At 51.2% G+C, this 22,348-nt stretch carries 18 protein-coding genes and 1 rRNA gene; 15 read left to right on the top strand and 4 right to left on the bottom strand.

Annotation, left to right across the window (positions count from 1 at the left end; all coding sequences use genetic code 11):
- A 5S ribosomal RNA gene (rrf, locus tag AC1DF0_RS28785) occupies window positions 1–77 on the top strand; the annotation flags it as partial.
- Window positions 78–943: 866 nt separating this feature from the next.
- Here the strand turns inward: rrf and AC1DF0_RS28780 are convergent.
- The gene (locus AC1DF0_RS28780; RefSeq protein ID WP_442050248.1) at window positions 944–1,564 is read right to left on the bottom strand and encodes a GbsR/MarR family transcriptional regulator; all 621 of its coding nucleotides are present in this window, start codon (window positions 1,562–1,564) and stop codon (window positions 944–946) included.
- Between the two features lie 208 nt (window positions 1,565–1,772).
- Here AC1DF0_RS28780 and AC1DF0_RS28775 point away from each other — a divergent pair, with 208 nt between their 5' ends.
- The 6 genes from AC1DF0_RS28775 to AC1DF0_RS28750 all read left to right on the top strand — a co-directional run bounded on the left by AC1DF0_RS28775 (window position 1,773) and on the right by AC1DF0_RS28750 (window position 7,079).
- Complete coding sequence (locus AC1DF0_RS28775; protein ID WP_442050249.1) at window positions 1,773–2,651, top strand: carbohydrate ABC transporter permease; 879 nt, start codon at window positions 1,773–1,775, stop codon at window positions 2,649–2,651.
- Between the two features lie 71 nt (window positions 2,652–2,722).
- On the top strand, window positions 2,723–3,532 hold the full coding sequence (locus AC1DF0_RS28770) for a carbohydrate ABC transporter permease (protein ID WP_442050305.1): 810 nt from the start codon (window positions 2,723–2,725) through the stop codon (window positions 3,530–3,532).
- A 45-nt stretch (window positions 3,533–3,577) separates the two neighbouring features.
- The gene (locus AC1DF0_RS28765) at window positions 3,578–4,939 is read left to right on the top strand and encodes an ABC transporter substrate-binding protein (RefSeq protein ID WP_442050250.1); all 1,362 of its coding nucleotides are present in this window, start codon (window positions 3,578–3,580) and stop codon (window positions 4,937–4,939) included.
- Window positions 4,940–5,036: 97 nt separating this feature from the next.
- Window positions 5,037–5,801, top strand: a complete 765-nt coding sequence (locus AC1DF0_RS28760; protein ID WP_442050251.1) for an HAD family hydrolase — start codon at window positions 5,037–5,039, stop codon at window positions 5,799–5,801.
- Between the two features lie 38 nt (window positions 5,802–5,839).
- Window positions 5,840–6,157: a DMT family transporter gene (locus AC1DF0_RS28755; protein WP_442050306.1), complete on the top strand. Its 318-nt coding sequence runs from the start codon at window positions 5,840–5,842 to the stop codon at window positions 6,155–6,157.
- Window positions 6,158–6,215: 58 nt separating this feature from the next.
- On the top strand, window positions 6,216–7,079 hold the full coding sequence (locus AC1DF0_RS28750; RefSeq protein WP_477576817.1) for a metallophosphoesterase family protein: 864 nt from the start codon (window positions 6,216–6,218) through the stop codon (window positions 7,077–7,079).
- Between the two features lie 84 nt (window positions 7,080–7,163).
- Here AC1DF0_RS28750 and AC1DF0_RS28745 read toward each other — a convergent pair whose 3' ends face one another.
- From AC1DF0_RS28745 to AC1DF0_RS28735, 3 genes are all read right to left on the bottom strand, one after another.
- A complete protein-coding gene (locus tag AC1DF0_RS28745; RefSeq protein ID WP_477576815.1) occupies window positions 7,164–8,897 on the bottom strand; it encodes an S-layer homology domain-containing protein in 1,734 nt (577 codons plus the stop codon).
- A 319-nt stretch (window positions 8,898–9,216) separates the two neighbouring features.
- The gene (locus AC1DF0_RS28740; protein ID WP_477576813.1) at window positions 9,217–12,624 is read right to left on the bottom strand and encodes an NEAT domain-containing protein; all 3,408 of its coding nucleotides are present in this window, start codon (window positions 12,622–12,624) and stop codon (window positions 9,217–9,219) included.
- Window positions 12,625–12,806: 182 nt separating this feature from the next.
- Window positions 12,807–13,226, bottom strand: a complete 420-nt coding sequence (locus AC1DF0_RS28735) for a hypothetical protein (RefSeq protein ID WP_477576811.1) — start codon at window positions 13,224–13,226, stop codon at window positions 12,807–12,809.
- Between the two features lie 538 nt (window positions 13,227–13,764).
- Here AC1DF0_RS28735 and AC1DF0_RS28730 point away from each other — a divergent pair.
- From AC1DF0_RS28730 to AC1DF0_RS28695, 8 genes are all read left to right on the top strand, one after another.
- The gene (locus AC1DF0_RS28730; RefSeq protein ID WP_442050256.1) at window positions 13,765–14,697 is read left to right on the top strand and encodes an ABC transporter substrate-binding protein; all 933 of its coding nucleotides are present in this window, start codon (window positions 13,765–13,767) and stop codon (window positions 14,695–14,697) included.
- Window positions 14,694–15,692 carry a FecCD family ABC transporter permease gene (locus AC1DF0_RS28725; RefSeq protein ID WP_442050257.1) on the top strand — a complete coding sequence of 333 codons (999 nt, stop codon included), beginning with the start codon at window positions 14,694–14,696 and terminating at the stop codon, window positions 15,690–15,692. The genes AC1DF0_RS28730 and AC1DF0_RS28725 overlap by 4 nt, the downstream gene beginning before the upstream one ends.
- Entirely contained in the window at window positions 15,693–16,823 is a 1,131-nt protein-coding gene (gene isdG, locus AC1DF0_RS28720; RefSeq protein ID WP_477576808.1) for a heme oxygenase, read from the top strand.
- A 219-nt stretch (window positions 16,824–17,042) separates the two neighbouring features.
- On the top strand, window positions 17,043–18,095 hold the full coding sequence (gene isdC / locus AC1DF0_RS28715) for a heme uptake protein IsdC (RefSeq protein ID WP_477576806.1): 1,053 nt from the start codon (window positions 17,043–17,045) through the stop codon (window positions 18,093–18,095).
- 52 nt (window positions 18,096–18,147) lie between these two features.
- Window positions 18,148–19,095 (top strand): heme ABC transporter substrate-binding protein IsdE, encoded by a 948-nt coding sequence (isdE, locus tag AC1DF0_RS28710; protein WP_442050307.1) that lies wholly within the window; start codon window positions 18,148–18,150, stop codon window positions 19,093–19,095.
- A gap of 13 nt (window positions 19,096–19,108) precedes the next feature.
- Window positions 19,109–20,149: a FecCD family ABC transporter permease gene (locus tag AC1DF0_RS28705; RefSeq protein WP_477576804.1), complete on the top strand. Its 1,041-nt coding sequence runs from the start codon at window positions 19,109–19,111 to the stop codon at window positions 20,147–20,149.
- A 45-nt stretch (window positions 20,150–20,194) separates the two neighbouring features.
- Entirely contained in the window at window positions 20,195–20,869 is a 675-nt protein-coding gene (locus AC1DF0_RS28700) for a response regulator transcription factor (RefSeq protein WP_442050261.1), read from the top strand.
- Window positions 20,869–22,248, top strand: coding sequence for a sensor histidine kinase (locus AC1DF0_RS28695; RefSeq protein ID WP_442050262.1), 1,380 nt, complete (start codon window positions 20,869–20,871; stop codon window positions 22,246–22,248). The genes AC1DF0_RS28700 and AC1DF0_RS28695 overlap by 1 nt, the downstream gene beginning before the upstream one ends.
- The last annotated feature ends 100 nt before the right edge of the window (window positions 22,249–22,348 follow it).

Below are 22,348 nucleotides of genomic sequence, written 5' to 3'. Positions count from 1 at the left end.
CGAACACGACCGTTAAGCCCTCCAGCGCCAATGGTACTTGGACCGCAGGGTCCTGGGAGAGTAGGACGTCGCCAAGCACGAGGAACCAACCGCATGTAGATGCGGTTGGTTTTTTGTTGTGCGCAGAAGCGGCGACTTACCTCTCCCAGCCTGGGAGAGTAACTGAACCTTTGATCGATGAAAAGGCGAGGAAGCATGCCCGGCTATAGATGAAGGTTCAGATGCCGACCTCGAAGTAAGCACAAGTAGTCTATTCAGGCGGTGCGGAATGCCCGTCGCCAAGCACGAGGAACCAACCGCATCTACATGCGATTGGTTTTTTGTTGTGCGCAGAAGCGGTGACTTACCTCTCCCAGCCTGGGAGAGTAACTGAACCTTCGATCGATGAAAGGGCGAGGAAGCATGCCCGGCTATAGATGAAGGTTCAGATGCCGACCTCGAAGTAAGCACAAGTAGTCTATTCAGCCGGTGCGGAATGGACGTCGCCAAGCACGAGGAACCAACCGCATCTACATGCGGTTGGTTTTTTGTTGTGCGCAGAAATGGCGACTTACCTCTCCCAGCCTGGGAGAGTAACTGAACCTTCGATCGATGAAAGGGCGAAGAAGCAGGCCCGGCCATAGAGAAAGCTACAGATGCCGACCTTGAAGTATTCTCAAGGAGTCTGTTCAACCGGTGCGGAATAGCCGTCGCGGGGCACGAGAGTTACATTCTTATAAACGCTCCTCTTAACGAATCCTCAGCACTCAATTGTCTGATTCATGAGCCTAGAGCAACGTGTACGAATCTGAATCACGCTAATCGCTCCAAACCTACCGAAAAACAATCCATTTTAGCGAAATAAGCCTATCTGGATTCGTTAGTTGCATGGATTGTGTAATATCGGCCGATTAGCGTTTCCTAAATTCTTAAGCAGAGAACAATGCATTAGTTGGACGGAAGGTTATTCCTTCCTGATTTGCGGGAGGTTGAAAAAAGATCCGTTTTCCAGCTGCTGTACGAATTGCTGCAGCCATTTATAATACTCAAGCGCTTGCTTGAGCTTGTGCAGATCCTGGAGACAGATTTTCCGTTCGTCATCAGGGGTATCAATAGAAAGAATAATGTCGGAAAGGTCGGGAATAACGTCTTCAATGGCGTGACTCATTACGTCGATTTCCCTTTGCAGCTTCATCGTAAAAAAATTGCGGAAAGCGAGGAAAAAGTCCGTTTCGGCTACGTACAAATCTTTACGCTCCTGCTTCTCCTCCAGTTTGGTCACCATTTTCGATTCCATCAATGATCTTACCGCATAGCTCATGTTGCTTTTGCTCATATTCATATGGGTTTTCATATCTTCAAGCGTCATCGGTTTGTCCTCGAAATACATAACGCCATATAACTGTCCAAAGGAATAAGTTGCCCCGTATAAATCCATCGTATCAGCGATCGCGTTAATAACCGTTCTACGCAGCTCGCTCCGTCGCTCGGCCGAACCACTCTCGATACCGTTTTCATTGCCGCTTTCACCATTGCCCTGACTGTTGCCCTCTATCATGCCTTCACCCGCCATTTTCGTATGCATGCTTTCTTCAATTATACTAAAAGCTTTTACTAACCTAAAGCACACATATAGAGCATCACATTTACATTTTATTTAGTTAATGTTTACGCTGTGATAACCATTCTGCTCACTTCTGATTGTACAATATTTTTTGTACGATACAATCGTTTGAACAATAATTTCAATATTTTCCTTAATGTTAAAAATATTTTGAACGGAGGTAAAGGTTATGAATAGGTTGAGATTAGGTCGGGAGCTGCAAGCTTTGCTGTTCACGTTGCCCGCTATGGTGCCCCTCGCCGTGTTCTGGTTGTTCCCGATCGGCTATGTATTCTATTTAAGCTTGACGAGCTGGGACTTCATGAGCGAGGACAAGCCGTTTGTCGGACTGGACAATTATGTGGCGTTGCTGCAAAACCTTGCATTTTACGAGTCTCTCAAAGTGACGCTGCTTTTTGTTCTAGGCAATGTGCTGCCGACGCTGGCTGGCGGACTAGCTCTAGCCGTGCTGCTGAACCGAACGATGCGGCTGGGCGGCGTATATCGGGCGCTTCTGTTCTCTCCCTGGGTTACGCCAACCGTTGCGGTATCGATCGTATGGTCGTGGATTTTCGAGCCGGAGGCGGGACTTGCGAATGCCTTGCTAAGATGGTTCGGAGCGGAAGGCGTAGGCTGGTTAAGAGATCCGGAGTGGGCATTGGTCGGTATTTTGCTCGTCACCGTCTGGAAGGGAATCGGCTGGGCGATGGTCTTTTACTTGGTGGCCCTTCGAAATGTTCCGGGTGACATCCTTGAAGCAGCCAGCATCGATGGGGCGGGAGCAACGCGTAAGTTCTGGCAAATTACGCTTCCGCTGATCTCTCCTACGACGTTCTTCCTGACGGTCGTGCTCGTTATTTCTTCGTTGCAGGCATACGATCAGATCAACATTATGACGCAAGGTGGACCAGCCGGATCGACGCGCACATTGCTGTATTTGTATTACCAGTCAGCGTTCGAAGCGTTCAACATCGGYGAAGCCTCGGCTGTTGCGGTGACGCTGGTTGCAGGGTGCGCGCTGCTGTCGCTTGTTTCATTCACCTTGAGCCGCAAGTCGGTTCATTATTAAAGACGGCCAGGCGGTCTGAATAGGAAGGAATGCGATGAATGACCAAGAGCAACGGAATCAGGCGAGTATTGATGCATGTCATGCTTATTGTTTTGTGCGCGATTATGGCTTTCCCGTTTTACTGGATGGTAACCAGCGGGCTGAAAACCAACGATGAAATTTGGCAGACGCCGCCTGCGCTGTGGCCGGCCGTACCGTTATGGAGCAATTTTGTCGACGCTTGGCAGAGCGCGAATTTCGCCAGGTATATCCTGAACAGCGTGACGGTAGCTTGCGCCATAGCGCTGATCCAAGTCGTCAATTCGGGCATGATGGCGTACGCGCTGACTCATATGCCGTTTCGTTTGAAGGGCTCGTTGACAGCGATCATACTGGTCAGCTATATGGTGCCGACGACTGCCGTGTATTTGCCGGGTTATGTCGTCTTGTCCAAGCTCCATCTGCTGGACAGCTATGCGGGACTTATTTTATCCAACTCGGTTAGCGTGTTTTCGATATTCCTTATTCGGCAAGCTTTCATGCAGGTTTCGCATGAGCTTGTGGAGGCGGGGCGGATCGATGGTGCTTCCCATCTGCGAATTCTATGGACGATAATCGTTCCGCTGACGAGAGCTTCGTTCGCCGTGCTGGTGCTTATTACGTTCATTGAACAATACAACAACTACTTCTGGCCGATGCTCATTACGAAAAATCCGGATTTGCAGCTTGTATCGGCCGGTCTGCGCAGCTTTTTTGTGGAGGGAGGTGCATACGGGCTGAAGTGGCCGCTTATTATGGCTGCCAGCGCCTTCACGATAGCTCCGCTGCTGCTGTTGTTTCTTTTTACGCAAAAAACGATTATGCAAAGCGTCAACTTCACGGCTGGTGTCAACAAAGGGTAGGAGAGAAAAGAGAAATCATATTATAGTTAATGGAGGCCTATTAAAATGAATACGTTAAAAAAAGGGTTGGCTTTTACGCTTATTTCCAGCTTTGCTTTACTTACGGCTTGCGGTTCCAATACGGGAGCGAACTCGCAGGAAGGATCCAATGCGGCGACTAACTCCGCAACAAACGCCGCTCCCGAGCAGACGGCGGTAACCGAACCGGTGAAGATCGAGTTCTGGTATGGTCTCGGCGGTAATCTCGGCGACAATATGAAGAAAATAATCGACAAATTCAACGCATCGCAATCGGAAGTCATCGTTCAAGGCATCGTCCAGGCAGACTATTCCGAAACGGAGCAAAAGCTGCAAGCCGCGATTGCCGCGGACAAAGTTCCGGCAGCCGTACTGTCGTCCAATAACGACTGGGCACGCAAAGGCTATTACGCAGAGCTGGACGAATTAATGGCGACGGCAAAGGATTTGAAACCGGATGACTTTGTGCCTACTTTTATCGAACAAGGACAAGTTGATGGCAAGCAGTATTTCCTTCCGATGTACGGAACGACCCAAGTGATGTATTACCGCAAGGATGCGCTGGAAAAGCAAGGTCTGAAAGCCGAAAACCTGACGACTTGGGAAGCGCTGGCTGATGCCGCGTCCAAAATGACCGTGAAAGAAAACGGAAAAACGACGTTTTACGGCTGGGAGCCGATGTGGGGACGCGACAATATGATGGACGCCGTATTCAGCAAAGGCGGCTCGGTGCTTAGCGAAGACGGCAAAACCGTTCTGATCGATTCGCCGGAATGGGTGGAAACGTGGGAGCTATTCCGCAAATGGATTCATGAGGATCAAATTATGCGCATTCACTCCGGAGGCCAAGGCTGGGAGTATTGGTACAAAACGATCGACGATGTGATGAAAGGCAATGCGGCGGGTTACACCGGTTCCAGCGGCGACCAAGGCGACCTCGATTTCACGCAGCTTGCAGCTATGGAGCAGCCGGGTTGGGATGGCGTTGGCGACGGCAAAGGCAAGCCGGTAGCAAGCGGAATTATGGCGGGCATTCCGGCCAAAGCAAGCAAGGAGCAGCAAGAAGCGGCATTTAAATGGCTGACGTACTTCAGCAACACAGAGAATACGGCGTTCTGGTCGATGAACACGGGTTATATTGCGGTACGTCAATCCGCGCTTGACGACCCGGAGTTCAAAGCTTACAGCGAAGCGAATCCGCAAAGCCGTATCCCGCTCATGCAAGCTTCCCATGCGAGCAAGCCGTTCATTGATCCGACAGGCGGCAAAATTACGGATGCGCTGACGATTGCGGCGGATAAAGTACAGATTAGCAACAAGCCGGCGGCAGAAGCGCTTAAGGAAGCGAAGGAAGTGGCGCAGAAGGCGCTCGATGCGGTATTGAAATAGGCAGAAGCATGCCAGGGCAGCAACAGCAACGGGGAAGAACGGTTAGTTCCTCCCCCGTATGCCGCCAATAGTTACAGTTACAAGAGAGGTGGAAGCAATGGCTACGTTGACCATAGGCGGCGACGTTTATGAAGTGGATGCGATTTTGATGGATAAGGACGGCACGCTGCTCGATTTTGTATCCATGTGGGGCTATTGGAGCGAACAAGTCATGTCTGCGTTTAGTGAAGAGCTGACTAGACGGGGGCTGAAAACTCTTGATGCGGCAGTGATTCCCCTGCTTTGGGGAACGCAGCACGATGACGGCGGGCATATAGTCGAGTACGATCGCAACGGACCGCTGGCGATGGGAACGATGGCCGATTTATACGCCGTGCTTGCTTGGCAAGGTTATATGGCCGGCATGTCCTGGGCGGAAGCAAGAGCGATGGCAATCCGCTGCGGCGAGCACGCGAACGTTGCTTTGTTGAAGGAACGCCCTGCACGACTGTTGCCGGGTGTGCAATCGTTTCTTGACGCCTGCATGCAGCAGGGGTTCAAGTTGGCCGTCGTAACGGCGGATGAAACGGATGCGGCGCTCCGCCATCTGGAGTGGCTTGGCATTCGTCCCTATTTTGAGGCGGTAATCGGAACGGATCAGGTGGAGCGAGGCAAGCCGTTCGGCGATATGGCGGAGCTCGCTTGCTTAAGGCTGGGCGTTACCCCGGCAAGAACGGCCGTTATCGGCGACACGAATGGAGATATGCTGATGGGGCGTTCGGTTGGCGCTAATCTGCGAATTGCGCTTACGGGCGGCCAAGCAGCCTACCCCGATGCTAGTCATATCATTCTAGGCTACCAGGAATTGCAGTTGGGAGGCTAGCGCAATTGAAAGGATTGAACGGGAGCGAGCTGGGCTGGATGTTTCTTGGGCTGGCCATCTTGCTGGAATTAAGCGGCACCTTGTCCTTGAAGATGTCGGAAGGCTTCTCGCGGCTGTGGCCGTCGATACTGATGTTTTTATTTTACGGAATCAGCTTTACCTGCTTGAACTTCGCGCTGCGTTACATGGATATGAGCGTTGCTTACGCTACATGGTCGGGTATCGGCATTGTACTCATTTCGGCGGCTGGCGTATGGTTTTTCCATGAGCGGTTGTCTATAACGTCGATGTTATGGATGTTTGTCATAGTCGTGGGGGTGGTGGGGCTGAACATGAGCTCCAAAGCGCATTCCTGAAGGAGTGCCATGAAGGAGGGCGAGCATAGTCTTGCCTACTAACGGAAGGGGAATTTTTATGAAAAACAGAGCCGATGAGACCGAGAAGCCGGAGATGCTTGCATGCTTTCAGATTCTATCGGATACGCATATCAGATCCGACGACAATCATTTATATAACCGTCATCTTAGGCTGGCGCTGGAGGATATCGCTTCAAGCGAATATGCATCCGAGAGCTGCGGGATCATGCACGCAGGGGATATTACCGATCATGGCTTAATTGAAGAATATGAGGCGCTGCAGCGTATTTTGCGGGATTATGAGAACCGTCTGCCGGCCATCGCATATACGGTTGGCAATCACGATGTCGCGCTGGGCGATTGGGAGTACCGGATGGAAGGTTACGAGACGGTCAGCGGCAGGAGAGATACCTACCACGATCACTGGATCGGCGGTTATCACTTTGTGTTTCTCGGGACGGAGCGAGGGCTGGAGCGGTTTGCGACCTTGTCGGAAACACAGCTTGGCTGGTTGGACGAGAAGCTGGGGGAAGACGCGGCGACGGGCAAGCCGGTATTCGTATTCCTCCATCAGCCTTTGAAGAACACGGTAGCCGGTTCGCTGGAGCATCAAGCCTGGTTCGGCGTGGAAGAGGATGAAGAGCTGCGTTCGGTGCTGCATAAGCATCCGCAAGCGCTGCTGTTCACCGGGCATACCCACTGGCATCTGGAGTCCCCTCATACGATGCATCGCGCCGGCGATCGGGGGCCAGTCATGTTCAATACCGCATCGGTCGCTTACTTGTGGAATGACGACGACGCCTATGTACAGGGAAGCCAAGGCTATTATGTCGAAATCTACGCGGACAAGGTGCGCGTGCGCGGCCGGAACTTCGTGGATGGCAGTTGGCTGGCAGCCGCCGATTTTGAAGTGGAATGCTGATAAATAACGAGAGAAGGAGAACCCCGCAAACGGAGTTCTCCTTCTCTAATGATGCAGCAAGTGCTGTTATGGCTTATTAATGGCTTATTGAGCGTTCTGTTGTCGAGACGCCAAATAATCGACGGCGCGCAGCGCGACGGTGACGGCCTCTGCACGGGTAGCTGGCTGGGCGGACCCGAAGCGGTTATTTTCCAATCCGAAGATTAGACCGTGTTTGACTGCGGTTGCGATATAAGCTTTGGCGTAGTCTGGAATTAGACCCGCATCAGCGAATGTCAACGTACCGGCATCCTCTAGCGGCAGCTTGAGCGCTCTAACGATCATAACCGCCATCTCCGCTCGGGAGATCTCTTTATTCGGACGGAAGCTGCCGTCCTCGTAACCGCTTATGATACCAGCCGACAGAGCTTGCTCGATAAATGGTTTGGCCCAAGCCGGAATGTTGTCCGCATCGGCGAAGTCGATTGTTTTGCCCGAGTTCTCCAGCTTTAATGCACGGCTAAGAATAGTCGTCCATTCCGAGCGTTTGAGGGAGGCGTTCGGTTTAAAATCGCCATTCGGATAACCGGATACAATGTTGAGCTGCACGGCGCGTTCAATCGCTTTGCTCGCCCAGTGTGAGGCCGTATCGTTGAACACGATTGCAGGAGTGGATGGGTTAGGCTCGGAAGTACCGTTCTCGCCGGTCTCCCCGGTTCCGTTGCCAGGTTCTTCCGTTGTTTCTTCTCCTGTCGATGGGTCATTCGGATTCGGACGGTCAGGAATCGACCCGAAGTTGTCGGAACCCCAATTTTGAACGGGTGTAGCGGAGCGAATCTCGATATCGACATCGTATTCCTCTACATAGTTGATTGCCGGCCAGTTGATGCTTACAGAGCCGCTCAATTTGGACGGAATTTCATCAATTTCAAATTGTACTCTTCGCGTATTGGCGCTAGCATTGCTATCGATGGTAGAGGTTTCGCTTCCTCCGACCATAAACGATGTAATTTCATTGCTTTGCTTTAAATAAATTTGCATGTATTTAATGCCGTTTTGAACCAACAACCGGCCTGGATGCGCGACATAGTCGTTCATAACCGATGTTTGAGAAGTGCCTGCTTTTAGAATAACGAAGTTCAAGCTGTATTTTCCGTCGGCCAGACTATTAGGATTCGTTCCCGGATTTGTTCCAGGATTCGTGGCCGGATCCGTGCCAGGGTTCGTTTCCGGATCCGTACCAGGATCTGTACCAGGATCTGTACCAGGGTCTGTACCTTCTCCTGTGCCGTTATCGACCAACGTCATGTTTTCCAGATCCAAGCTTAAGTAGACGTTATGCCATGCGGAATAAACAGGTGACGTCATTTCAATGTTAACCAGTACCGTTTGAGTGGTGTAAATATCGTCGATGTTTACAGTAACCGTGCTGGAATGGGTAGTCGAATCTTCAATAGGAGCAGTTGTTGCTGCTACATAGCGAACAAGATCGTCTGTATTGATTGTTGTATTAGCGCCGTTTCTTGTAATGGTCGCCTTCGTCTCGCCGGGCTTTAAAATACCGATATACGTAAACAGCTCGGAGCTTTTCATTTCATGGGAAAAAGTCGCTTTACCGTTGGAGATCGTTAATTTACCTGTGTTTGCAACGGCATAGTTATTAATCGAGGAGGTCGAGCCCGAGCCGTCATCCTTTAAGTATTGATAGGGAATTTCGTATACGCCGTCTGCCGGCAGAGCCGGAGCGGATTGTTGAGCCGAGGCAGCCGCCGGTAAAATCGTAAGCAGCAGAGCCAGCGCCAAAAAAAGTGCTGTGAACGAGCGAAGCTTATTGCGCATTTGGTGTAACACTCCTTAGGATGATTTTTTAAGAAAGCAATGAAATAAAGGTGATGCATGTATCGGCCAATGCTATCTACTTGGCAACAAAACCGATTAACGTGATAAATGGTTCCCTCCCGCTACGAAGTTGTATTTCAAAAGGCCGCAAGGAGACGGCACTGTGCAGATGAACGACTACCAAAGATAATGAGAATCATTATCGTCCGAACAGCAAGTTTGATTCTACTACTGGAGTATGAACGGAGCATGAATTTTAAATTACAAATTGAAGCAGCCCAATACGTTTAAACGTCTTGGGCTGCTTCTTACTTGCGTATTAGTCTAAGTAATCAAGCAGGCGGATAATAAGCGCTAGAGCTTCCGCGCGGGTTGCTGCGGCATTCGGATCGAATCGGTTGCCGTCTTTGCCTTTAATTAATCCCGCTCCAACTGCAGCGGATACTTCTTGTTGTGCCCAAGCTGGAACGTCATCACCGTCAACGAAGGATAGAGTGGCGCTCGGATCCAGTTTAAGCCCCGCAGCGCGAGAAATAATGACTGCAAGCTGTGCTCGCGTCAAATGACCTTTTGCACGGAACGTCGAATCCTCGAAACCGGCGATTAAACCTGCAGTTATGACACGCGCTACATGGGTTTTAGCCCAGTTCGGAATGCTGTCGAGGTCTTTCAGTGCGCCTTCTTCACCCTCGCCTTCGAGGCCTAACGCTTTGCTGATCATAACGGCGAACTCGCCGCGCGTCACGATGTTGTTCGGACGGAAGCTGCCATCCGAGAAGCCGCTGACGATGCCTAGCTTGACTGCACGTTCGATAACGTCTTTCGCCCAGTGATTTGCGGTATCGGAGAATTGAATGTTCGGACCTTCATTGCTTTCTGGGTTTGTTTCTTCTTGCCCGTTCTCGCCATTCGGGTTAGTGACTTCGCCTTCTTCACCCTCTTGGCCTTCCGTTTCTTCGTCCGGGTTAGGCAGGGCTGGCGGGCCGACCGAGCCGCCTCCAATGACACCGGAGTTGCCGGCATATGTGGCCTGGGCTTCATCGAATTTGAAATGAATATCGTATTCATGGTGGTAGTTCAAAGCGCTCCAATCGATTTTCACCCACGCGCTTAGTTTGGAAGCCAAGTTTGACAAGTTGAAGGTTACCACGCGTGTGTTGTTCGCGGCGTCTCTCGACGTTACGGAGCCGCTGCTGCCACCTATCTTAAGTCCGGTAATTTCGGCGCTCTGTACGACAGTAAAGGATACGGTCTTGTTTCCTCCAGTCACTTTAACAAGAGCGGGGCTGACAAAATAATCGTTAGCTACCGATAGTGATTCCGTTCCATACTTCAGGACGGTAAAAGGAATGTAATAGTTTCCGTTCGCAGGATATTGCGGATCCGTGCCGTTACCCGGAGTGCCCGGTCCAGGATCAGTTCCCGGCTCCGTACCGGTCAAATTAACAGAAGCTTCAAAAGCGGCAATCGCCATACGTAACACAATTAACGCGGCATCTGTTTGGATCTGGGTTCCATTGAGCTGTGTGGCAGCTCCACCCGCCGTATCAATGGCGGTTTTGAATGTGGAAATCGCCGAGGCAGGATATTCACCGATTGCAGTTCCCGCTTTGGCTCCGCGCCATGTCGACATGGCTTCAAGGAACTCCGAGGATAACAAGGAGTTGTTCACCCCGTTAAAGTTCAAGCGAACTTCATGCGTTCGATCATAATTGGCTACCGGAATGGAAACATGCAGCTTGACGTTCTGCAGCTGGCTTATATCGATGCCATGGAGCAGCACAATACGATAATCTTCCGCAGCGTTTTCGTACAGAACGTCGGCATCGACATACTCGCCTTCGCTTTGCTTGAACTGGAACTCCGTTACTTGCGAGCTGTTCAAAATTTTAATCGTCGCATCATAAGCAGTACCGCTAATTTGGGTAACGCGGGCAGGTTTCTCGAAGTAGCTATCCGCGCTGGAGAAGGCCGCATCCGTCGCATGAGCGATCGTGTAGTTCAAGGTTGATCGTTCCAAGGACAGGAACGTAGTCACGACTTCAGACAGCGCAGCCGAAGCAGCGCTAATGTCCAACCGTGTAGCGGACAATTGAGAGCCCGTAACAATGGCGGTATCGATAGTGGCTTGCAGCGTCGCCAAAGCGTCAATGTCGTACTGACCGCTTAATTCGCCGTTCAAGGCGCGATCATGCAGCTCCTGCGCATCCGCGATTTCGCCGTTTAGATTATCAAGCAATGTGCCGTTCAGGCTTAGATAGACGGATTCAGTGACACTAGGCTCATCGGCAGTTGAATAGTTCATTAAGACGATGCCGCTTATGGATTGATTATTAAAAGTCGTATGTCTTTGCTGTAATTGGGCGGAGTATTGACCAGTTCCCGCATCTAAGCCAGTAGACGCCACTGTAACAGGCAGATCCATCACAAATGTGGGAGTGCCGTCCGTGCTCGGCCTGTAGTAGGTGATAGACGTAATTGGAATATTGTCATTGATGATAATATTGGCATGCTCGCGAGGCGTGCTGCGTTTTAGAATAGTCGCGGTTGAACCAAAGAGAGAACTTTTCGTGGATACAACAGCATCCGAATCAAGGGAGTCAAGTACGATGAGACGGGCATCTGTCGCTATTATTCTGGCGTTATTAATGGCGGTCGTCGCCGTACTAAGCGAAGTTACGCTTGCATTGACTTGATCTTGTGTGGCCAGAGCATTGTCATATACAGCCTTCGCATTCGTAATCGGTGTACCCATAGTTGTAGACGTCAGCCCGGCAATCGAGCCCTCGACATATACCCCGGCATTTGTAACGTATGACAGATTGGCAGCGAAAGCCTCTGCTTCTTGAATCGCGGTCAGCAACAATGATTTGTTAACCGTAACACGTTGTTGCCTGAACACATTCAACGCCTGGACTAGCGCATTGTAAGCCGTAACGATTTCTTCGTCGGTCGCCGCCATGTCGCTCTCGACCTCGATAGCATCGCTGATAGCATAATTCAAGGAAGTCCTTGCTCCCGGTTTATATGCCCCATGCCATGCGCCGTCTTGGGTACTGTTATATAAGGATTGGGCTAAAGTGATTTGCCAGGAAAGATCATCAAGGCTTACGTCTGGCTCTTCGGTCACTGGAGGCTCTTCGACGGATACAAACGGAAGATTGCTTGTATCAATTACGACTTGAGCCAAATACCAATGATCGTAGACAAAAGGTTGACCTTGAACATAAAGATCTTTCACCACAATGTGCATCAGCACATCTTGCTTGACTTGCACATCGTCAATTGGAAATTCTACTGTGCCATAATAGCCTTCAACTAACGTATTCTCGTTTAGCGGTCCGCGAGGGACAGTGCCTTCCGAGACATCAACCTCTGCTGCCTGATTGAATTGGGATACGGCATCCGCGTTCGCAGAGGGCGTACCGCCTGGCTTCAAGCTGCCCCAATACTCGTACCAGTCGTAGTTAATAAAATCAATTTGCAGTTTGTAGACGCCGTCCTCAGCAATCAGTTTACCTTTTGTTGATTTGAGATGTCCTTCGGCATACGATTCCTTGTCGCTATTGTTCTGTAAAATACGGAAATCGACCTCGTATTCGCCGTCCCGTACCTTAGTAGCTGGAGCAGGTTCGGCTGCTGCCGCCGAAATAGGAAAGGCAGACAAGAGAAGCATGCTCGCAATCAGAATAGACAAGTAACGTTTCAATGACTTCTTATAAAACATGATGATTACTCTCTCCTTTGCAAAATAAATATAGAAAGCCGCATACCGCCTTCGTTACACAAGCGACAGGCAGATCAGCGGTTGAGCCGACCTGCCTGTTGCTTGTGCAGCGAAAGCAAAAAAAAGCAGGCTGCGCCACATGATGACGGCGCAAGCCGTTTCAATCTTGTTTCAACTGTTGCTTACAGCCATTCAATCTCGATATCGTGTGTAGCGTTATACAGTCCGAATACCGAAACTGAGATTTTTGCTTTGGCATTCACGCTGAAATCATCAATAGGGAACGTGTAGTAGATAACGCCGCCCGATGTCGAACCAGTGAAAGGAGTATAGCTGGAACCTCCGTCATAGGAGATGCTTAGTCCGTTGATGCTGTACAACAACGAAGTTGTGAATCCGAGTGTTACCGTTTCGCCGTCGCTGGCGATCGAAGCAGGTTTAACGGCATAACCGTCGGCTGTTGAAGTTTCAGTCGGATTAGCGGCTTTGACGAGTCGGAAGTTTTGATCGGTCGCAGCGGAAGCAGAACCAACAATCAGGACAAGGGACATTACAAGAGCTAGAAGCAGAGTAGGCAAGCCTTTTTTCAAAGTGAATTTCATTGATATCAGTCTCCTTTGATTTGAAATAAGTATTTTACTAAAACAATGATGCGTTAACGGCAACGATAGTTTGGTACTGCCCACTCATTGATGGGCTTGAATTCCCCCTCGACAAGCAGAATCATGCAGATGGCGAAGCTATAGAGATACTAAGATGCCAAGATAATGATAATCATTATCGCTAGTGATGCAAAAAAAATTCTGTTCCCTAAGTACGGACGCACCGGTATACGTGCCGTTCTTCTCTCTCAGAAAGCGTCCGGCGTGTACATCGCCTTAGACAAACTAAATTTTACAGCCCGTTTATGAACGGAGCGTGAACATTAAATTACAATTTCCACCACGACAGGAGGGAGGTTACAGGGAACATCTTACAGTTGGTAAAACTGTAATCTGGAATTCATGCTCCGTTCACAATGCGCAAGTAAAATCCTCGTGAAGCCATTAATGATAATCTCTCTCAATGTCGGGGGAAATCGGAGGGTCATGCATTTTGAAGTCGGCAACAACAGAAAAGAATACAATACTAAGGCATGCGATGAAATGGAAGTTGCTGATGATCGGAGCAGCGGCTGCGCTAACCATTCTGTCGGGCTGCAGCGCAGGTGCAAAGAACGGGAGCGATTCGATAGGCAAGATCATGCTGACGGACTTCGCAGATAGGAAAGTATCATTCACGGAAGCTCCTAGCCGAATCGTCTCACTTGGCAATGGGGAAGTCGATATTGTATATGCGCTCGGCGGCGTTGTAGTGGGCAGACCTGAGGATAACGATGGTCTCCTGAATGAGCAGGTCAAGGATGTGCCGATTGTCGGATCCGTCCATACGGTCGATCTGGAGAAGATCGCATCGCTGGGGCCCGATGTCGTATTAGGCAATTATCCTATTAATAACAACGATGTTCCTCTAATAGAGGGAATGGGATCTAAGATCGTTCTGACGGAAGCGAATTCGATTGAGGATATTAAGAAGCAAATCGAGCTGTTCGGTAAACTGCTAGAACGCGAAACGAAGGCGAAGGAGCTTCTAGCTAAGCTGGAGGATGAACTCGGAAGTCTGAAGAGCGTGCAGCACGAAGACGGCAGACGCGTGCTGATGGTATACGGAGCGCCTGGCACTTACCTCGCAGCGCTGCCGAGTTCGCTCGCTGGTAACTTGCTGGAGACAGCAGGCGGTAAGAATATGGCGGCTGAGTTCCCTCGTCTGCAAAACTATCCGCATTATGCGCAGTTGAATACGGAACGCGTAGTTGAAGCGAATCCAGACGTCATCATGATCATGACGCATGGCAATTCGGAGGAAGTTCAGGAAGGGTTTGTCCGCGAGATGGAAGGCAATCCGGCTTGGAACTCGCTGTCCGCCGTTCGCGAGGGTCGCATTCATGTGCTCCCGGCAGAGCTGTTCGGCACGAATCCGGGTACCCGCGTAGCGGAAGCGGTTAAGCTGCTGACGGAGTTGTTGGAGCCATGAGCATGAAGGAGCGAAGAAATCGAAGACGGTGGCTTGGCATCGCGTCCGGACCGCTGCTCATCGTCTCGGCCATATATGGAATAGGCAACGGTTCGGTGTCGATCTCGATAGCGGACATATGGCAAACGCTGTTCGGCGCAGGCGACACTGCGCACGAAGCGATTATTTGGAACCTGCGTTTGCCGCGGGTGCTAATCGGGCTGCTGGTAGGCGCATGCTTAGCCGCCTCGGGAGCGTTGCTTCAAGGAGTTATGCGCAATCCGCTTGCAGATCCCGGCATCGTCGGCGTGTCCGCAGGCGGCGGCGTGGCGGCAGTGATCGCACTGGTGCTTTTCCCGCAATTCGCTTACCTGCTGCCAGGGTTTGCCTTCGCAGGAGCGCTGCTCTCGTCCTTAATCATTTATTTGCTGGCGTGGGACGGCAGCAGCTCTCCGGTGAAGATCGTACTGGCGGGCATTGCTGTGAACGCGTTGCTAGGCGGTGTAATGAACGGCATCATGGTGCTGAACAGTGACCGGATTCAGAGTGTAATTCCATGGCTGGCAGGAGGCTTGAGCGGCAGAAGCTGGCCTCATCTGCAATTCATGCTGCCGTATGCCGCAATCGGGCTGCTTCTTGTTCCATTCGCAGCGAAGACGACGAACTTGCTCATGCTGGGCGATCAGTCCGCTTCGTCACTCGGACAGCATGTAGAGCGTCAGCGCTTCCTAATTGTCGTGCTTGCTTCGTTATTAGCAGGTGCGGCAGTCAGCGTTGCAGGGCTGGTCGGATTTGTTGGGTTAATCGTACCTCATGCCGTACGCCTTCTGATCGGAGACGACTATCGATATTTGTTACCGTATTCGATCGTCGGCGGAGCCTCTCTTATGGTCATAGCCGATACAGCGGCGAGAAGCTGGTTTGATCCGATTGAACTGCCGGCAGGCATCTTGCTCGCATGCATTGGAGCACCATTTTTCCTAATGCTGCTGAAGAAGAGGAGGCTGATCCGCTAGATGTCGCTAGAGATAAGGGATTTAATCTACAAGCAAGAAAGATTCGAGCTTCATTCGATTACCGAGACGATACCGAAAGGGAAAATAACGGCGATCGTGGGGCGCAACGGCTCCGGCAAGTCGACACTGCTTCGTCTTCTCGCTAGAACGATCAAGCCTAACGGGGGAGACATTCAGTACGACGGGCGTCAAGGCGACGAATATTCTAGGAAAGCATTCGCTAGAATGGTTGCCGTGCTCGCGCAGGAGAAAAGCCACTTGCCGGACATGACGGTACGAGAGCTTGTCGCTATGGGCCGCGCCCCGCGCCAGTCGGCTTTTCGCAGCCGCTTGACGCAGGAAGACGAGAATGTAGTAACCTGGGCGCTCACGACTGTCGGTATCAGCCACAACGAGGACCGAATGTTCCATACGCTATCCGGCGGCGAGCAGCAGAAAGCTAGAATCGCGATGGCTCTTGCCCAAGAGGCGGACATCCTGCTGCTTGACGAGCCGACGACGTATTTGGATATGTCGCATCAGCTTGAGCTGATGGAGATGCTGCGGGCTTTGAACCGCAAGCTGGGGCTGACGATCGTGATGGTGCTGCATGATTTGCAGCAAGCGGCGGCTTACGGCGATTATTTGATCGCGATGGAGGACGGCAGCGTAGCGGCAAGCGGGCCGCCAAAGTCAGTGATTGATGCTCGTTTTATGTTAAGTGTGTTCGGAATAAGAGCCAAGGTGGACCTGCAAGGCACTTATCCTATTATTATGCCAATACCACAATCCGGGGAGGAAACGACAATGGTTATTGTAACGAATGTTTCGCAAATTACGAAGGGTAATGGAGTCAAGCTGATCGAGCGGTTTAACCGCATAGGCAAGGTAGAAGGGATGAAAGGATTTTTGGGTCTCGAAGTCATGCTGACTGAGAACACGAAAGAATACGACGAAGTAACGGTCAGCACGCGATGGGAGAGCAAAGCAGACTTCCAAGCGTGGACGCGGAGCGAAGCTTTCCGCGAATCGCATTCCCACCGCGAGACGCCGGAATATATCATCAACAACAAAATTGCTTTCTACGATGTAAAAATCGTTCGAAATCCGCTTCCGGAGGCAGAAGCAGAGGCGGAAGTTCAAAGCGTATAACAGGACTGTGAACGGGCTTACAGGAGTCAGTCGATTGCGGCTCCTGAGGCCCTTTTATATGGAATACAGTTAGCAATAAAGGTTCAGCCACCTTTCAAGCAGGACTGATTTACAAATTAGTATTGACACAGAAAAGAAAATCTTGGTAGGATATTAATTGATAATAATTATCATTATCATGGAATTGAGCTGTATGAACAGGAAAGGACGGGGAATGAAATGCATGCAAGAACGAAGATAAGCGGCCTACTCGCCGCATTATGGATAGTGTTGCTCTTATTGCCGGCGAACCTATATGCGGCAGGGGAGATCGCAGATGGAACCTATACAGCAGATTATCTCATTTTACAGGCGGAGAATGATTCGGTGTCCATGGCGAATGACTATTGGGAGAAGCCTGCAAAGGTGACGATCAAGGATGGCAAAGCGACGGTTCGCGTGACGATCAATCACAGCTTCTGGGTGACTGAATTCAAAGTACCGGGAAGCGGCGGAGGATATGTGGATACGAAGCTGATCAGCTCGAACAAAAAAGCGAATACGCGGTTGGTTGAGTTCACCGCCGATATTACAAAGCCGATTGTGTCCAAAATTCACGTGACAGTTGAAGATATCGATTACGACCATGATTATACGATTCGTTTCGTGTTCGATCAGGAGAGCTTTAAGCTTGTCAAAGGCGCTGAACCTGCTGCAACGCCGAAACCAACAGCGAAACCAACAGCGAAACCAACAGCGAAACCAACAGCGAAACCGACGACGGCACCGGCTAGCACATCGACGGAGAAGCCTGCGGTGACCGGAGAGTCGGCAGCAGAGAAGCCGGAGCAAACCAGCAAGCCTGAGAGTACAACTAAAGCTTCTGACCAATCAACAACGATGCCGTCGGAGGCTGCCAAACCAAGCAAGACAGAAGGAACAGCGCCGTCCGAGGCGGCTGAGACAACTGCTAATGAGGCGGCTGTCGAGGCAGAGACTTCTCCTGCCGAGGAGCAAGTCCAAGCGGATAAAGGCGAAGGCGGAGCTGGCATTGAGGTCGAGAATACGACTGACGAAGCGGGAGAAACAGAGTCGTCCGATGACGGTGAAGCACAGTTGACCAATGCATCCGCAGAAGAAGGCGAAGCGGTGCAAGCGCTTGCCGCCGGCGACGCGGCCGATGCGCCTGAAGCCGATAGCGGCAGCAAGAGCTTCAAATGGTGGACGCCGCTTGGAGCAGTACTTATTTTGATTGTAGGTGCGATTTATATTTGGAGAAGAAAGGTTCATTGAATTAGCAATCGGGAAATGGCCAAAGAGGCTCAGGAGGATTGGATCAATGGTAATACGAGTAGGTAAGCTGGCGGCTCTAATCGCCCTCTGCTTGCTGGCATTGACGGGATGCGGTGTTACGCCCGCTCCCGCGAACGGGAATTCGGCTCCATCGCCTGCCGTAACGGAGAACGTAACCGACGATGGAGGGAAGGAGCCGAAGGAGACGGCAGTATCGGAAGAGCATCGGATTGTCTCCACGACAGTCGCAATCACGCAAATCATGGATTTGCTTGAGATCGATCTCGTCGGCGTTCCCAAGAGCGTGAAGACGTTGCCGGAACGATATGATGAAGTGACTAAGGTTGGCAATCCCATGAGTCCGGACATGGAGATAGTGAAGTCGTTGAAGCCGACCGAGGTGTTGTCGGTGACGACGCTGCAATACGATCTGGAGCCGGTGTTCGAGAATGCGAATATCGATGCGACTTTCCTAGACTTGACCAGTCTGGAACGCATGCAGGCAGAGATATTGAAGCTGGGCGAGAAATACGGCAAGCAGGAGAAAGCAGCAGCCGTTGTGAGCGATTATAATTCGACGCTGGAGCAGATTCGTAAGGCAACGGAAGGGAAAGAAAAGCCGTCGGTGCTAATCTTGCTAGGGGTACCAGGAAGTTATTTGGTTGCGACGGAGCATTCCTATATCGGGGATTTGGTTCAATTACTAGGCGGAGTCAATATCGCACAAGGCGAGAAGGTCGAATTTCTAGCATCGAATACGGAGCACCTGCAACAGGCGAATCCGGACGTTATTTTGCGCGCGGCTCACGGAATGCCGGAGGAAGTCGTTAAGATGTTCGATGAGGAATTCAAGAAAAACGATATTTGGCATCACTTCAAGGCGGTTCAGACGGGACGCGTCTACGATCTGGAGGAACGACTGTTCGGAACGACGGGCAACCTGGCAGTAGGGGAAGCATTGGAAGCGCTGCTCCCGATGCTTTACCCTGATCAGCCGTAAAGGAATGTGAACGATGACGATAACGAACATAGAAGCGAAAAAAAACGCGATCGACCAAGGCAGGAGAAGAGCAAAAGCGAAACCGTACGGTACGCTCATCATCGTCGCCTTCTTGCTCATAGGTCTGGCCTTGTATTCTGCGATGACTGGCAGCATCAAGGTGTCGTTCGGCGAATTGATCAGCGGTTTGATCGATGGCATGAACGAGCACGTTGAGATTATTAAGGATTTGCGCTTTCCTCGCATTCTTGTCTCCATGCTGTCCGGTGCGGCTCTTGCTGTATCCGGAGCGCTGTTGCAGGCTGTGATGAAAAACGCGCTCGCCGAACCCGGTATTATCGGTATTTCATCCGGAGCGGGACTCGTATCGATTACGGTCGTGACGGTGTTCCCGATGCTCTACTTCTGGTCGCCGCTGTTTTCCGTTCTGGGCGGCGCGCTGGCCTGCTATCTGGTTTATTCGCTCTCTTGGCGTACCGGTTTGAATCCGCTCCGGCTTATTCTGGTGGGCATCGCTATCAATGCGACATTCACCGGGCTCGGGCAATCTTTTAATTATCGAGGGAGTTATGCGGTAACAAGCGTCAACCAAGCGATATCTTCTATTTTTACGATGAAAACATGGGAGGATGTCCACATTCTCGGTCTATTCGGCGGGATCGGATTGCTCCTCGCTTTGACGCTGGGAGGCTGGTGCAACGTGCTGACCTTCAACGACGAGACGGCGCGCAATCTGGGCCTTCGCGTCGTGCGCGTCAGACTGCTCATCTCGGCGGTCGCTGTATTGCTGGCTTCTGTTGCAACCGCGATTGGCGGGCTGATTATGTTCGTTGGTTTGCTGGTTCCGCATATCGGCCGAGTGCTGGTCGGTTCGAACTATAAGCTGCTCATTCCGTTTTCGGCGCTTGGTGGAGCTCTGCTTGTCCTTGCAGCGGATACGATCGGAAGGACGGTGCTGGCTCCTGCGGAAATACCAGCTTCTATTATAATGGCGGTGATCGGAGGTCCGTTTCTCATCATTATGCTGAAGAGAAGCGACAAGCTCTACAAATAGGCAGTCGGCTATGGCAGTCCTGCAAAAAGGAGGTTTGGAACACGCATGAAGCAATTGCTTATTACCGACGATGACTACAATAGCCGTGCTTTGCTTGGCCACTACATGACCAAAGAAGGCTTCCGGGTGCTAGAAGCGCAGAATGGCCGAGAAGCGATGCACGTGCTCGAGAATCAGACGGTAGACCTTGTCATTATGGATATTATGATGCCTGAAGTGGACGGTCTCACGCTCTGTGAATATACGAGAAAAAACTTTGATATTCCTATTATCATTTTATCCGCCCGGGACCAGCTTAGCGACAAGGAACTAGGCTACTTAAGCGGAACGGATGACTATGTGACGAAGCCATTCGAGCTTCCGGAGCTGTTGTTCCGGGTCAAAGCATTGTTTCGACGCTATTCCTTCGCCTCCAGCGACAAAATCAGACTGCACAGGCTCGTCATCGATCGCAAAAACTATGAGGTCATTGACGGCGACGAGGTGCTGCTGCTCCCGCTGAAGGAGTTCGAGCTGCTGGCGCAGTTGGCGGAATATCCTGGCCGGGTCTTCTCGCGGGATGAGCTGATCCATCTCATTTGGGGCTCCGATTACGGTGGCGATGAACGGACGGTCGACGTACATATCAAGCGGCTGCGCAAACGGTTCTCGGAGGGCGGAAGCAGCTTTAACATTCATACGATTAGGGGCGTKGGCTATAAGCTTGAGGTGCTGGCGTAATGCGCTCGCTTTATTTTCGCGTTTTCCTCATCACGCTCTATACGATTCTGATCAGCAGCTTCCTCGGCTTCTTTATCGCTAACGTGTATTATCATTGGTCTCTCAAGCCCTATCAGGATGAGAAGCTGTTCGGCACGGTCAGTCAATTGAAGGCTCTTATCGAGCAGCATCCAGAGGCTATGGGCGATGCGCTAAGCATGTCTGCCGCGTTAGGATACCAGCTCTATGTCTATGATGAAGCGGGAAACGATCTGTTTTACGGGAGACATTTCTCGAGAAAGGATCTTCCGAATGACGTCAAGATGCGCGTACTGGACGGAGCGGAGTTCCACGGTATCGCTAACTTTCCGAACAAGGCGTTCGCTTCGGGTTACTTTGACAATCGACTCAGCAATACGGTGGGCGTACACGTATCGGCGGGAGCTGAGAGATACGCTCTTTTCCTGCGCCACGACAGCAACGTACAATTTGACGAGCTTCGCACGTTCTTTCTCTTTATGTTCGTGCTGACAGTCGTGTTCAGCGTGCCCTACTTCATGGTTAGCACACGTTACCTGGTGCAGCCGATCGTACAGCTCAAGGAAGCGACGAAACGGCTCGCGCAAGGGCAATATAAGCTCCGCTTGCCAACCAAGCGGAAGGACGAGATCGGGGAATTGGCGAACCATTTTCAAATCATGAGTCTGGAGCTGGAACGCGCCGACCTTCGCACGAAGGAGTTTGTCGCGAACGTCTCGCATGAAATCCATTCGCCGCTCGCTTCCATTCAAGGTTATGCCGATTCATTGCTCAGCGAAGAGATGGAGCCTGCCAGCGTTCGGGGGCATGCCGCTATTATCGGACAAGAGACGCGGCATCTTGCAACATTAAGCAGGCAGCTCCTGCTGCTCTCAACGCTGGACCATTCCGAGCAGACAACGGAGAAGGGAAGGTTCCCGCTAAAGCCTCAGCTGCGGCAGACGCTTCAATTGCTGGAGTGGCAGTTGGCGGAGAAGGAAATCGCGGTGCGGCTGCTGGTGTCCTCTGGCCTGTACGTATACGGAGACGAAGTGCTGCTTATGCAAGTATGGTCGAACCTGCTCTCCAATGCGGTCAAATATATTCCGGCGGGTCGCTCCATTCAAATTCAGGCTTTTGTCGAGGATGGCGGTTGCGTCATCCATATAGCCGATACGGGCGACGGCATACCGGAGGAGCAATTGCCGTATATTTATGACCGTTTCTACCGGGGAGACAAAGCGAGGGAGCGGAAGTCGGGCAGTACTGGACTAGGCCTATCCATTGTGCAGCGCATTGTGATTCTGCATGGCGGAACGATCGCTGTGGAGAGCAGCGCGGGGGAAGGAACGGCATTTACGGTGAGATTGCCAGTTGAATAAGCTTTGATTGTGGGTCGGGTCGCCCTGAATAGGTATAAATAATGCCGGAGCGCACCAAGCTAGATACTAGCGGTGCGCTTCGGTTTTTCGTTGAAATATA

The organism is Paenibacillus sp. 05T425 (assembly GCF_056396205.1).
The sequence above is the reverse complement of the archived record's forward strand: the minus strand, read 5'-3'. Positions and strand labels throughout refer to the sequence as shown.